We start from the raw sequence: 12,310 nt of genomic DNA, 5'->3' as shown, positions 1-12,310 counted from the left end.
TTGAAGGGCTCTCCGGAAAACCGGGGAGCCCTTTTTCTATCAACCCTTGTTCAGGGCGATGGTCTGGAACGACGACTGGGTCGTCCGCGGCCCATGGGACGCATTGGGGGTCGGCAACGCCAGGCCGATGGCGGCGGCGATGAGAAGGGCGACGGCGAAGAAGGCCTTGCTGGCCATGGTCCTGATCTCTGGTCTGCGTCGTGAAGCGACAATCGCGGACGCTGACGGAGCCACAGATGGCCCCGCTCGCGCCGGGTTCAAGAGTTTCGCGTATCCAGGGTTTCTGAGTGCGCCGCGAGACCTCCTGATCCAACAAGAAAGGCCGGAAACCGCCTTCACGGTTCCCGGCCTTATTTGCGGGTCGCTGTGGAACTTTTTGGGCTCGGTTTAGAAGATCTCGAAGAGACCGGCGGCGCCCCGCTGATATCGCGAAAGCGATCTCAGCCACTTTTCGTTGATGGGCGCCGTCCTCCGGTCTTTTCGAGATCAGAAGATCTCGAAGAGACCGGCGGCGCCCATGCCGCCGCCGATGCACATGGTCACCACGCCCAGCTTGGCCTTGCGGCGCTTGCCTTCCAGCAGCAGGTGGCCGGCGCAGCGGGCGCCGGTCATGCCGAACGGGTGGCCGATGGCGATCGAGCCGCCGTTGACGTTGTACTTCTCCGGATCGATGCCCAGCTTGTCGCGGCTGTAGAGGCACTGCGACGCGAAGGCCTCGTTCAGTTCCCACAGGTCGATGTCGTCGACCTTCAGGCCGTGACGTTCAAGCAGGCGCGGCACGGCGAAGACCGGGCCGATGCCCATCTCGTCGGGCTCGCAGCCGGCGATGGCGAAGCCCTTGAACAGGCCCAGCGGCTCCAGGCCACGCTTGGCGGCTTCCTTGGCTTCCATCACCACCACGGCGGCGGCGCCGTCCGAAAGCTGGCTGGCGTTGCCGGCGGTGACGAAGTTGCCCGGCCCCTTGACGGGTTCGAGCTTGGCGAGGCCTTCGAGGGTCGTCTCGGGACGATTGCACTCGTCCTTGGTGACGACGTAGTCGACCAGGCTCTCTTCCTTGGTCTCCTTGTTGACCACCTTCATCTTGGTGGCCATCGGCACGATCTCGTTGTCGAACAGGCCGGCGGCCTGGGCGGCGGCGATGCGCTGCTGGCTGCGCAGGGAGTACTCGTCCTGGTACTCGCGGCTGATGTTGTAGCGCTTGGCGACGATGTCGGCGGTGTCGATCATCGCCATCCACAGGGCTGGCTTTTCCTTCATCAGCTTGTCTTCGGTGATGTGGAAACGGTTCATGTGGCCGCCGCCTTGCACCAGCGAGATCGATTCCACGCCGCCGCCGATGGCGACCGGAGCGCCGTCGTTGCGGACATAGTTGGCGGCCGTGGCGATGGCCTGCAGGCCCGAGGAGCAGAAGCGGTTGACGGTCTGGCCCGAGGTGGTGACCGGCAGGCCGGCCCAGATGGCGGCGTTGCGGGCCACGTTCATGCCGGTGGCGCCTTCGGGGCCGCCGCAGCCCAGGACCACGTCCTCGACCTCCGGACCCTCAAGTCCGGCCCGGCTCACCGCATGTTGGATCGCATGGCCGGCCATGGCGGCGCCGTGGGTGTTGTTGAAGCCGCCCCGATTGGACTTGGCCAGGCCCGTGCGGGCGTAAGAGACGATGACCGCTTCGCGCATTGAGGCGCACTCCCCGTTAAAACATTAGTTTGAATTGCCCTCACCCTAGACCGCCTTTTCGCGGTGCGAAAGATCACGTGCGCGTAAAGGTGAGATCGGTCCACTTTCCGTACGCCATGTTCGAACCGGCCCGACACCGGTGTCTAAAATGCTGATTTCCCTCGGATTCGTTTCGCGTTGACTTTCCCCGTTTCCGGGATGAACGCTGCGGTGGCGCCGCGAGCTCGACCTCGCGCCGCGAAAAAACGAGGTTCGGGAGGTTACCATGACCAAGGCTACATCGCGCCGCCTGGCGCGCCGCGCGCTGCTGGGCGCCAGCGCGCTTTCGACGATCCTGCTACTGCCCGCCCTGGCGGCGGCCCAGCAGGACAACACCGCCATCGAGGAAATCATCGTCACCGCCACCAAGCGCGACGCGACGATTCAGGACATCCCCTTCTCGATCAACGCCCAGACGGAGAAGGACATTCAGCGTTCGGGCGCGGTCACCCTGGAAGATCTGTCGCGCAACGTCGCCGGCCTGACCATCCAGAACCTCGGCCCCGGCCAGAGCCAGGTGTCGGTGCGCGGCGTCTCGGCCGGCCAGGTCGTCCGCGATCAGCCGGGCGTCAAGGAACAGGTGGGCGTCTATCTCGACGAATCCGTGATCTCGCTGTCGCTGTTCACGCCCGATATCGACCTGTTCGACCTGAACCGGGTTGAGACCCTGCGCGGTCCGCAAGGCACGCTGTTCGGCTCGGGCTCGGTGGGCGGCACGATCCGCTACATCACCAACCAGCCCAAGCTGGGCGTGCAGGAAGGCACGTTCGAGGCCAACGCCAGCCTGGTCGGCGGCGACGACTTCGGCGGCCACGTGAAGGGGGCGGTCAACATGCCGATCTCCGACAAGGTGGCCATGCGCGCGGTCGGCTACCTGACCCGCTACGGTGGCTTCATCGACGCCCGCGAGGAAGGCGGCAAGATCGAGAAGAACGTCAATGACGGCACGCGTCGCGGCGGCCGGGTCGCGTTCTACATCGAGCCCAGCGAGACCTTCAATTTCACGCCGCGCGTGGTCTATCAGGAGATCCGCGCCCACGGCTTCAACCGCCAGGAAGAGTTCAACCTCTTCGCCAATCCCAACACCACGACCCGGCCCAGGATCACCCTGGGCGAGCGCGAGCAGTACCTGCTGCTGGACGAGAGCTTCGCCGACGACACCCTGCTGGCCGACCTGACCGCCAATCTCGATCTGGGCGCGGCCACCCTGACCTCGGTGACCAGCTATATCGACCGCGACATCACCGTGAACCGCGACGCCAGCGCCCTGAGCGGCAGCGTCTCGGTCGACCTGGGCTTCCCAGCGGCGGCGGTGACCTTGCCGTCCAAGCTGGTGGACACGACGGACCTGGAGCAATTCACCCAGGAATTGCGCCTGGCCTCGACCGGCGAGGGGCCGTTGCAGTGGGTGTTCGGCGGCTTCTATTCGAAGGTCGACCGCGTCTACGAGCAGACCCTGCCGACCCCCGGCTACGACGCCTATACCGACGCCGTTCTGGGCGCGGGCACCTCGGCCGCGGTGCGCAACGGCTTCGCGGCCAACTCGCCCTACAACGCCTACCTGCCCTACAACATCAAGCAGAAGGCCGTGTTCGGGGAGGTCAACTACACCCTGGGCAAGCTGACGGCGACGGCGGGCGGCCGCTACTACGACTTCAGCGAGACGCGGCAGTTCAAGTCCGGCGGCCTGTTCGCCAACGGCGACAACCGCACCGACAAGACCTCGTCGGACGGCTTCACCCCGCGCTTCCTGCTGAGCTATGAGGCCAGCAATACCGTCACCTTCAACGCCCAGGCTTCGAAGGGCTTCCGCCTGGGTGGTGTCAACGATCCGCTGAACCTGCCGCTGTGCAGCCCGCAGGACGCGGCGATCTTTGGCGGCTACCAGAAGTACGACGACGAGACGCTGTGGAACTACGAGGGCGGGGTGAAGTCGCGCTTCGGCGGCGTCACCTTCAACGGCGCGGTGTTCTACACCGACATCAAGAACCTGCAGACCACCCTGGACGCCGGCTCGTGCTCGTCGCGCGTGGTGTTCAACGTGGCCAAGGCCCACACCAAGGGCGTCGAAGGCGAGCTGACCGCGCGCCTGGCCTCGGGCCTGGACATCGGCCTGTCGGGCAGCCTGCTGGAAGCCGAGTTCGACACCACGGTGAAGGACGGCACGGGCGCGGTGATCGGCGGCATCCGCGAGGGCAACCGCCTGCCGTCGGTGCCGAAGTTCCAGGTCTCGTTCGACGTCACCTACAGCCGCGAGGTCTGGGACGGCGCGAACGGCTATCTGAAGGCCTCGGTCCAGCACATCGGCAGCCGCTTCACCCAGGCCAGCGACCAGGAGAACAATCCGCGCTCGTTCGTCTCGGGCCTGCCGTTCGGCGGGGCCACGGGCACGGTGCCGACGGTCGTGAACCTGAAGCTGCCCGGCTACGAGGTCGTCAATCTCAGCGCCGGGGTCGAGATGCGGGACGGCGTGGACATCACCCTCTACGTCAACAACCTGTTCGACGAGAACGCGCTGCTGTCGTTCGATCGTGAACGCGGCGGCCGGGCGCGCCTGGGCTATTCGGTGGGCCAGCCACGAACGGCGGGCGTGACGATCCGCAAATCGTTCTAAACCGTGAGAGGGCGGTCGCTTCGGCGGCCGCCCGCTTCGCTATTCCGCCTTGGTCTCGACCAGTGGGTCGGCGTGACGATGGATCAGCCGCCAGGCGCCGTCCTCGTGCCGGAACAGTTCTGTGATCCGCAGGTGCATCTCGATCGGCTCTTCATGGCCGCTCAGGCGCACGGTGGCGTGCTGCAGGCCGGTCCAGTAGGCGAGGTCGCCGACGGAGTCGCTGTGCAGGATCTCCAGCGTGCTCTCGCCGCCCTCGCGGAACGACTCCGCATCGCGCGCATAGACGTTCGCCACCCACTCGGCGCCTTCCTCACGTCCGCCGCGCGGCGGAAAGAAACTGGCCGGACAGGCGGTGGCGGCCAGCTGATCCAGCGGTCCGGCCTGACCGTTCACATAGGCCTGGGCGGCGTGGCGGCGGATCTCCAGGAATGTGTCGAAATCGGTCATGGCGGCGCTCTCCTGCTGGTCGTCAGGAAAGCGCGCGAGAGACGGCTTAGGTTTCCCCGCGACGTCTGGCTCTACCGCTTCGGCAGGATGGTCAGGCCGTCGGGGAGTTCGTTGCGGTCGTCGCCGCGCGGCGGGACGTGGGTGGCCAGGATCGCGCCGGCGCGGGCCACGGCGGCGACGAAACCGTCGGCGATCTTGCCCTGCTTGAGGCCGGCGACCAGGTCGCCCACGACCGCGTCCCAGACCGTGTCGGGCGCGGCCTTGTAGATGCCCTCGTCGGCGATGACCTCGACGCGGTGCTCGGCCAGGGCGGCGAAGATCAGGACGCCGGTGCGGTCGCGGGTGACGTGCAGGCCGTGGCTTAGGAACTGCTCCATGGCGGCGCGGCGGACGCGGGCGGTCTTCAGCGAGCCGGGCGTCAGGGCGCGGCGCACGGGCGGGATCGAAACCACCAGGGCGGCGACCACGAACACCACGACCTGGAGGGCGATATAGGTCGACAGCGCCGACAGGATCGCGCCGTCCAGCGCCGCCGCGTGGCCGACGCTCCAACCGCCGAACAGGCGGGTCAGCATCTCGGGCCGGAAACCCGCCAGCAGGGCGCCGGCCGGCAGGACCAGGGCCGCGACCGCCGCCCAGGCCAGCGGCGTCTCGCGATAGTCCGACACCTCGGGCGCCAGGACGCAGAAGATCTCGCCAGCGGTGGTCTTTTCGGCCTCGGCTACCGCCGCGGCGATGCGGTCGAGGTCCTGCGGGGTCATGCGTCGCGCCATCTTACCAGCTCCCCGAACTACCGCCGCCGCCAAACGACCCGCCGCCGCCGGAGAAGCCGCCGCCGCCTCCGCCGCCGCTCCAGCCGCCGCCGCCTCGGCCACTGTTGTTCAGCGCGCCCAGGATGATCCACGGCAGCGCCGAACCCAGGCCGCCGCGCCGATTACGCCGGCCTCCGAGCATGCCGCCGAGCACGAAGATGATGAACATCAGGATCAGAACGCCGGTGAACAGCGAGCCTGGGCCCTTCTGATGCCGAGGTTGGCTGGCCGCCGCGATGCGGGCCTTCGCCTGGTCGACGGGCAGGCTGAGCTGCTCGACCAGGGCGTCGGTCCCCGCGATGATGCCGCCCTGCATGTCGCCGTCGCGGAACTTCGGCAGGATGGCGCTCTGGATGATGACGCTGGACAGCGCGTCGGTCAGGACCGGTTCCAGGCCGTAACCGACCTCGATCCGCACCTTCCGGTCATTGGGCGCGACCAGCAGGATGGCGCCCGTGTCCTTGTCCTTCTCGCCAATGCCCCAGGTTCGGCCCAGCTGATAGCCGTAGTCCTCGATCGGATAGCCTTGCAGGCTCGGGACCGAGACCACGACCAGCTGGCGGCCGGTCGTGGTCTCGAGGCTTTCCAGCTTGGTGGCGATGTCACGCTCGGCGTCGGGCGACAGGATGCCGGCCTCGTCGACCACGCGCCCGGTCAGGGGCGGGAAGGTCGGCGCGGCGAGGGCGGGCAGGGCGATGAGCGCGGCCGCCGCCAACGCCACTATGGGGGCCAGCGTCCACGCCTTCACGCTCGCTCCGATCCTGGGCAAGGCGAGTTGCAACTCAGTCGACCTTCGGCGGCGTGGCCGTCGGCGGGGTGCTGAAGTCCACCGTCGGAGCGCTTTGCGCCGCGGCCGAGGCCTGGAACAGCTGGGCCGGCTTCTGGCCGCTGTAGACGGTCTTGGCCCACAGCATGCTGGGGAAGGTGCGCAGGGTGGTGTTGTACTTCTGGGCGGTCTCGTTGTAGTCGCGCCGCGCGATCGTGATGCGGTTCTCGGTGCCTTCCAGCTGGCTTTGCAGGGCCAGGAAGTTCTGGTTCGACTTCAGGTCCGGATACTGCTCCTGGATGACCATCAGGCGGCCCAGAACGCCCGACAACTGGTCTTGGGCGGCGGCGAATTTCTGGAACTGGGCTGGATCGGTGATGGTCGAGGCGTCGACCTTGACCTGGGTGGCGCTGGCGCGGGCCTGGGTGACGGCGGTCAGCACGTCCTTTTCCTGGGCCGCGTAGCCCTTCACGGTGGCGACCAGGTTCGGCACCAGGTCGGCCCGGCGCTGATACTGGTTCTGCACCTCGGCCCAGGCGGTCTTGGTCGCCTCGTCCTGCGTGGGGATGGTGTTGATCCCGCAGCCGGCCAGCGTCGCGGGAATGGCGACGATCAGGGCCACGCGGGCTGCGTTACGAGCCAGACGGTTCATCAAGATATCCCTCCAGGTGCGAACATGTATGCCCGCGTATCGCTGTTAGATAGCGAGCCTATCGGTACACGTGAGAGGGCGACAGATTAAACCTTGTCCATCTCCGCGCCCTAGGTCTGGGAGAGCGCCTGCTTGCGCGGACCCATGTAGCCGAACAGCCAGGCGGCCACCTTGCGCATCTGGATCTCCTCGGCCCCCTCGGTGATCCGGTAGCGACGGTGGTGGCGATAGATGTGTTCGAAGGGCTTGTGGCGGGAATAGCCGATGCCGCCGTGGATCTGCATGGCCCGGTCGGCCGCCTCGCAGCACAGCCGGTTGGCCCAGTAGTTACACATCGAGACCTTGTCGGAGAGGCGCTTTTCGACCTCCACCTTGGACATCTGGTCCATTTCCCAGGCGGTCTTGCGGATCAAGAGGCGCAGCATTTCGGCCTGGGTGGACAGCTCGACGATCGGGAACTGGATGGCCTGGTTCTCCGACAGCGCCTTGCCGAACGGCTTGCGCGCGCGTGCGTACTTTATGCTCTCCTCGATGCAAAAGACCGCCGCGCCCAGGCTGGAGGCCGCCTGGCGGATGCGGTTTTCGTGCACGAAGTGCTGGGCGATGGCGAGGCCGCCGCCCTCCGGGCCGAACATCGCGCTTTCCGGAACCCAGACATTGGTGAAGCTGACCCGGGGGTGGTCGGTCGGCATGTTGAAGGTCCAGAGGTACTCCTCGATCTTCACGCCCGGCGCGTGGGCCGGGACCAGGAAGGCGGTGACGCCGCGCGCGTCGCCGTCCTCGCCGCTGGTCCGCGCGAACAGGCAGCAGTGGGTCGCGGCGTGCATGCCGGTGGTCCACATCTTCTCGCCGTTGATCCGCCAGCCGGCCTCGCCCTTGTGGTCCTCGCGGACCGCGCGGGTCTCCATGAAGGTGGCGTCCGAGCCGTGGTCGGGCTCCGTAAGCCCGAACGTCGGGCGGAAGGCGCCCTTGTCCAGCATGTCGCTGATCAGGTGCTGCTGGTCGGGCCGGCCGAAGTCGCGCAGCATCAGCACGAACGGGTTGTTGCCGACGATCGAGTGTTCGTTCTGCAGGTCGTTGAACAATCCGAGGCCCTTGGCCGCCAGGTGCTCGCGGATCACCGCCATCCAGAGGTTGGAGCCGTCCTGGCCGCCATATTCCTTGGGCAGGGCGAAGCGATAGTAGCCCGCCTGGTCGGCCAGCTTGCGGGCCTTGGCCAGCAGCTCCTCCCACTCGTGCCTGGGCAGGCCGCCCATGTCCCAGTCGGTGCGGGCCCATTCGCGGCGGTGGTCGAAGAAACGTTCGTTGTCGTCGCGCGCCTGCAGGGGCGCGATCTCGCGGTCGATGAAGGCGTCGAGCTCGCCCAGATAGGCGGTCAGCGCCCGCGGCGGTTGGAAGTCCATGGCAAAGCCTCCCTGCTCATCTTTTCGTTTCGCGGGAGACTAAGCGCGACGGGCGATCGCGGCCAACCTGCCCCTTGGGAACTGGAACTGAAGAGGAACCGGCCTTAACTCGTCCTTGACCAGGCGGGGCGTACGGTTAGCGCCATGATCACCATGGCCGCCTTCGCGATCATCGGCGCCGCGCTCGGACTGTTCGTCCGTCCGCGCCTGCTGGGCGTGGCGCTGCCGGTCCTGCTGGCCTTGATCGTCGAGGGCGGGGTCTATTGGGCGATCGGGGTGATGGCGCATCAGCCCAACCGCGAGGTGCTGATCATGCGCCTGCGGGCGATCTTCGGCGGAGAGCTCATCGACATGGCCGGCCCGGTCGCCGCCGCGGCGATCGGCGCCGTGGTGGCCGCCGTGCTGGGGGCCATCACCGACCCGAAGGCCGAGTCCGTGCTCAGCGCCGAGGGCATCCGCCGTCGCGTCGGCAAGGACGGCCGCTACGCCCGCGCCGAAGGCATGATCGAAGACCGCGCCATCCACGCCAAGGCCGAAAGCCGGATCGACAAGATCCTGGGGCTCTGAGCTCGCCGTTTCCGCGCGGCGTTCGCCGCATCTCGCTGGAAATCCCCGTTTTCTGAAAAGTCGGCGCGCTCGCGAAATTCCGCTTGCGCAATTTCTTATCACTGATATCTAAGCGATGCTTAGTTCGGATCCGAAGCACCGGTGGGGATACCGGTTCTGTCATCCAGATGGGGTGGCCCAGATGGAGTGGCAAGGTCCGGGCGGCCAGTACCGCTTATCACCGATCAACGATCTGACCGCAACTTCCCCATCACCGGAGGGCTTTCTGATGAAGCTCCGCACCCTGACGGCTGTCGCCGCCATCTCTTTCTCCATGTTCGCGGGTTCGGCCCTCGCCGACGGCCGCATCGCCGCCGCGCTTGACGCGCCGGTCGCCGCCAAGACCAAGGTCGTCGCCGGCGGCGCCGTCTTCGTCTGCGAAGGGGCCGAGTGCGTCTCGACCCAAGCCCCCTCGCGGGCGCTCACCGCGGTGGCCTGCAAGGCCCTCGCCAAGGAAGTGGGTCGCGTCGCGGCCTTCGGCGGCGAAACCAAGTCGCTGGACGCCGATGACCTGACCCGCTGCAACGCCTCGGCCAAGGGCGGTTCCGCCCTGGCCTCGGCTAAGTAAGAACACGTATCGCTTTACCTTAAGTACCGGACGCTTTGGGGTCTTCGTTTCTCCGACCCTGTCTGGCTGTTTCCTCGAGCATTCGCCTGAACGGGGCGGCGGATTTGTTCCGCCGCCTCTTTTCTTTTCCGCCCGCGTGATTAGTTGAGCGTCATGGACACGAGCTTGGCCGCCCAGCTGGAATCCGTTCTGCGCAAGGCCGCGGGCGATGGAACGGCCTTGACCTCGATGACCGTGGACTATGCTGGCGAACCCGGCGACGGCGCCTTGGAGCCCAAGGGCTGGGTCGAGCGGGCCACCCGCAGCCTGGTCTTCGCCCAGGGCGAGCTGCGTCGTCCGGACGGCGCCCTGGCGGCTTCGGCCTCGGCCGTGTTCCGCCGCGCCGGAGACTGAACGCGCCCCTTTGGTTGCGACTGCGAAAGGCCCGTGTTATCAGGCGCGCGGCTTCGGAAGGGGCGGTGCGGCTGCACCGGCCGTCCATGTGCTTTTTACAAGCGCGCTCAAGCCTTTAAGCCGCGATAAGAGTTAACCTTCTTGTTCGCGGCCATTTGCAACGCACCGGGCGGATACCAAGTGGCGGACGAAACCAAGGCGACGGATGCGGGTCAGCGCTATGCGCAGTCCCTCTTCGAACTGACGATCGAGAACGGCTCCCTGCAAAAGGTTGAAGCCGACCTGAAAAGCCTGAAGGCGATGTACGCCGACAGCGCCGATCTGCGCCGCCTGATCGCCTCGCCCGCCTTCTCGGCCGAGGATAAGGCCAAGGGCCTGGCCGCCATCGCCACGAAGGCCGGCTTCCAGCCGCTGACCGCCAAGTTCCTGGGCGTTGTCGCCAACAATGGCCGCGCCGGCGACCTGCTGGGCGCCATCTCGGCCTTCTCCGAGCTTTCGGCCAAGCACCGCGGCGTCGTGACCGCCGAAGTCGTTTCGGCCATCGCCCTGTCGCCCGCCCAGCTGAAGGGCGTGCAGACGGCCCTGGCCGAGGCCCTGGGCAAGACCCCCGAAGTTTCCACGCGCGTCGACCCGTCCCTGCTGGGCGGTCTGAAGGTGCGCGTCGGTTCGCGTCTCTTCGACGCTTCGCTCCGTTCGAAGCTCGATTCCCTGAAATTCGCCCTGAAGCGCGCTTAAGCCTTTAAGTAAGCGCCAGAAAAATTAGATCGCAGAGAGCCCAGAAGACCATGGACATCCGCGCCGCCGAGATTTCGGCCATCCTCAAGTCGCAGATCGCCAACTTCGGCGAAGAAGCCGCCGTCTCGGACGTCGGCCAGGTGCTGTCCGTCGGTGACGGCATCGCCCGCATCTACGGCCTGGACAACGTCCAAGCCGGTGAAATGCTGGAATTCCCGAAGGCCGGCGTGAAGGGCATGGCCCTGAACCTCGAGCGCGACAATGTCGGCGCCGTGATCTTCGGCCAGGACCAGGCCATCAAGGAAGGCGACGAAGTCCGTCGTCTGGGCGAAATCGTCGACGTGCCGGTCGGCCGTGGCCTGCTGGGCCGTGTCGTCAACCCGCTGGGCGAGCCGATCGACGGCAAGGGCCCGATCCAATACACCGAGCGTCGCCGCGTCGACGTCAAGGCTCCGGGCATCATCCCGCGCAAGTCGGTGCACGAGCCCGTGCAGACCGGGCTGAAGTCGATCGACACCCTGATCCCCGTCGGCCGCGGCCAGCGCGAGCTGATCATCGGTGACCGTCAGACCGGCAAGACCGCCGTCGCCATCGACACCATCCTGAACCAGAAGGCCGCCAACGCCGGCACGGACGAGAGCGCCAAGCTCTACTGCGTGTACGTCGCCATCGGCCAGAAGCGCTCGACCGTCGCCCAGATCGTCAAGACCCTGGAAGAGCACGGCGCCCTGGAATACACGATCGTCGTCGTCGCCTCGGCCTCGGAGCCGGCCCCGCTGCAATATCTGGCGCCGTTCTCGGGCTGCGCCATGGGCGAGTGGTTCCGCGACAACGGCCTGCACGGCCTGATCATCTATGACGATCTGTCCAAGCAAGCCGTCGCCTACCGCCAGATGTCGCTGCTGCTGCGCCGCCCGCCGGGCCGCGAAGCCTATCCGGGCGACGTGTTCTATCTGCACTCGCGCCTGCTGGAACGCGCCGCGAAGCTGAACGAAGACAACGGTTCGGGCTCGCTGACGGCTCTGCCGATCATCGAAACCCAGGCCAACGACGTCTCGGCCTATATCCCGACCAACGTGATCTCGATCACCGACGGCCAGATCTTCCTGGAAACCGACCTGTTCTACCAGGGCATCCGCCCGGCCGTGAACGTCGGCATCTCGGTGTCGCGCGTCGGCTCGTCGGCTCAGATCAAGGCGATGAAGCAAGTCGCCGGCCCGATTAAGGGCGAGCTGGCCCAGTACCGTGAAATGGCCGCCTTCGCGAAGTTCGGCTCGGACCTGGACGCCTCGACCCAGAAGATGCTGGCCCGCGGCGAACGCCTGACCGAGCTGCTGAAGCAGCCCCAGTACGCCCCGCAGTCGGTCGAAGAGCAGGTCTGCGTGATCTACGCCGGCACGCGCGGCTATCTGGACAAGATCCCGACCTCGTCGGTTCGCCGTTTCGAGACCGAGTTCCTGGCCCGTCTGCACAGCGCCCACAAGGACCTGCTGGACGGCATCCGCACCAAGAAGGCCCTCGACAAGGATCTGGAGAACACGCTGAAGAGCGCGCTCGACAGCTTCTCGTCGACCTTCGCCTAAGCCCCCTCGGAACCGCTC

Annotated in this window: 12 protein-coding genes and 1 pseudogene; 6 read left to right on the top strand and 7 right to left on the bottom strand. The window is 66.7% G+C overall.

Annotated features, from left to right (window positions below; translation table 11 throughout):
• Window positions 1-39 precede the first annotated feature (39 nt).
• Both ACW173_RS05755 and ACW173_RS05750 read right to left on the bottom strand, forming a co-directional pair.
• On the bottom strand, window positions 40-177 hold the full coding sequence (locus tag ACW173_RS05755) for a hypothetical protein (protein WP_492083915.1): 138 nt from the start codon (window positions 175-177) through the stop codon (window positions 40-42).
• Window positions 178-486: 309 nt separating this feature from the next.
• Window positions 487-1,674, bottom strand: a complete 1,188-nt coding sequence (locus ACW173_RS05750; RefSeq protein WP_492083914.1) for an acetyl-CoA C-acyltransferase — start codon at window positions 1,672-1,674, stop codon at window positions 487-489.
• A 265-nt stretch (window positions 1,675-1,939) separates the two neighbouring features.
• Between ACW173_RS05750 and ACW173_RS05745 the strand changes: the two genes are divergently transcribed.
• Window positions 1,940-4,327 carry a TonB-dependent receptor gene (locus ACW173_RS05745; RefSeq protein WP_492083913.1) on the top strand — a complete coding sequence of 796 codons (2,388 nt, stop codon included), beginning with the start codon at window positions 1,940-1,942 and terminating at the stop codon, window positions 4,325-4,327.
• Window positions 4,328-4,366: 39 nt separating this feature from the next.
• Here ACW173_RS05745 and ACW173_RS05740 read toward each other — a convergent pair whose 3' ends face one another.
• From ACW173_RS05740 to ACW173_RS05720, 5 genes and pseudogenes are all read right to left on the bottom strand, one after another.
• Window positions 4,367-4,774, bottom strand: a complete 408-nt coding sequence (locus ACW173_RS05740) for a YybH family protein (protein WP_492083912.1) — start codon at window positions 4,772-4,774, stop codon at window positions 4,367-4,369.
• Window positions 4,775-4,845: 71 nt separating this feature from the next.
• On the bottom strand, window positions 4,846-5,547 hold the full coding sequence (locus ACW173_RS05735; protein ID WP_492083911.1) for a TPM domain-containing protein: 702 nt from the start codon (window positions 5,545-5,547) through the stop codon (window positions 4,846-4,848).
• 1 nt (window position 5,548) lies between these two features.
• A complete protein-coding gene (locus ACW173_RS05730) occupies window positions 5,549-6,334 on the bottom strand; it encodes a TPM domain-containing protein (RefSeq protein ID WP_492083910.1) in 786 nt (261 codons plus the stop codon).
• Between the two features lie 34 nt (window positions 6,335-6,368).
• Window positions 6,369-7,020 (bottom strand): annotated as a pseudogene (locus ACW173_RS05725) (LemA family protein).
• A 94-nt stretch (window positions 7,021-7,114) separates the two neighbouring features.
• Complete coding sequence (locus ACW173_RS05720; protein WP_492083909.1) at window positions 7,115-8,407, bottom strand: acyl-CoA dehydrogenase family protein; 1,293 nt, start codon at window positions 8,405-8,407, stop codon at window positions 7,115-7,117.
• A gap of 144 nt (window positions 8,408-8,551) precedes the next feature.
• On the opposite strand from ACW173_RS05720, the gene ACW173_RS05715 reads away from it, so the two are divergent.
• From ACW173_RS05715 to atpA, 5 genes are all read left to right on the top strand, one after another.
• Entirely contained in the window at window positions 8,552-8,974 is a 423-nt protein-coding gene (locus tag ACW173_RS05715) for a hypothetical protein (RefSeq protein ID WP_492083908.1), read from the top strand.
• A gap of 268 nt (window positions 8,975-9,242) precedes the next feature.
• A complete protein-coding gene (locus ACW173_RS05710; RefSeq protein ID WP_492083907.1) occupies window positions 9,243-9,581 on the top strand; it encodes a DUF8200 family protein in 339 nt (112 codons plus the stop codon).
• 153 nt (window positions 9,582-9,734) lie between these two features.
• Entirely contained in the window at window positions 9,735-9,974 is a 240-nt protein-coding gene (locus tag ACW173_RS05705; RefSeq protein ID WP_492083906.1) for a hotdog family protein, read from the top strand.
• A 180-nt stretch (window positions 9,975-10,154) separates the two neighbouring features.
• Window positions 10,155-10,709, top strand: a complete 555-nt coding sequence (locus ACW173_RS05700) for a F0F1 ATP synthase subunit delta (protein WP_492083905.1) — start codon at window positions 10,155-10,157, stop codon at window positions 10,707-10,709.
• A gap of 50 nt (window positions 10,710-10,759) precedes the next feature.
• On the top strand, window positions 10,760-12,292 hold the full coding sequence (gene atpA, locus ACW173_RS05695; RefSeq protein WP_492083904.1) for a F0F1 ATP synthase subunit alpha: 1,533 nt from the start codon (window positions 10,760-10,762) through the stop codon (window positions 12,290-12,292).
• Window positions 12,293-12,310 lie beyond the last annotated feature (18 nt).

This window comes from Caulobacter sp. ALps2 (genome assembly GCF_058681635.1).
This window is presented reverse-complemented; position numbering and strand designations above follow the sequence as displayed.

Excerpts from the sequence above, each read along its gene's own strand:
- ACW173_RS05755 (WP_492083915.1), bottom strand. The coding sequence starts at position 177 with ATGGCCAGCAAGGCCTTCTTCGCCGTCGCCCTTCTCATCGCCGCCGCC.
- ACW173_RS05750 (WP_492083914.1), bottom strand. The coding sequence starts at position 1,674 with ATGCGCGAAGCGGTCATCGTCTCTTACGCCCGCACGGGCCTGGCCAAG.
- ACW173_RS05745 (WP_492083913.1), top strand. The coding sequence starts at position 1,940 with ATGACCAAGGCTACATCGCGCCGCCTGGCGCGCCGCGCGCTGCTGGGC.
- ACW173_RS05740 (WP_492083912.1), bottom strand. The coding sequence starts at position 4,774 with ATGACCGATTTCGACACATTCCTGGAGATCCGCCGCCACGCCGCCCAG.
- ACW173_RS05735 (WP_492083911.1), bottom strand. The coding sequence starts at position 5,547 with ATGGCGCGACGCATGACCCCGCAGGACCTCGACCGCATCGCCGCGGCG.
- ACW173_RS05720 (WP_492083909.1), bottom strand. The coding sequence starts at position 8,407 with ATGGACTTCCAACCGCCGCGGGCGCTGACCGCCTATCTGGGCGAGCTC.
- ACW173_RS05715 (WP_492083908.1), top strand. The coding sequence starts at position 8,552 with ATGATCACCATGGCCGCCTTCGCGATCATCGGCGCCGCGCTCGGACTG.
- ACW173_RS05710 (WP_492083907.1), top strand. The coding sequence starts at position 9,243 with ATGAAGCTCCGCACCCTGACGGCTGTCGCCGCCATCTCTTTCTCCATG.
- ACW173_RS05705 (WP_492083906.1), top strand. The coding sequence starts at position 9,735 with ATGGACACGAGCTTGGCCGCCCAGCTGGAATCCGTTCTGCGCAAGGCC.
- atpA (WP_492083904.1), top strand. The coding sequence starts at position 10,760 with ATGGACATCCGCGCCGCCGAGATTTCGGCCATCCTCAAGTCGCAGATC.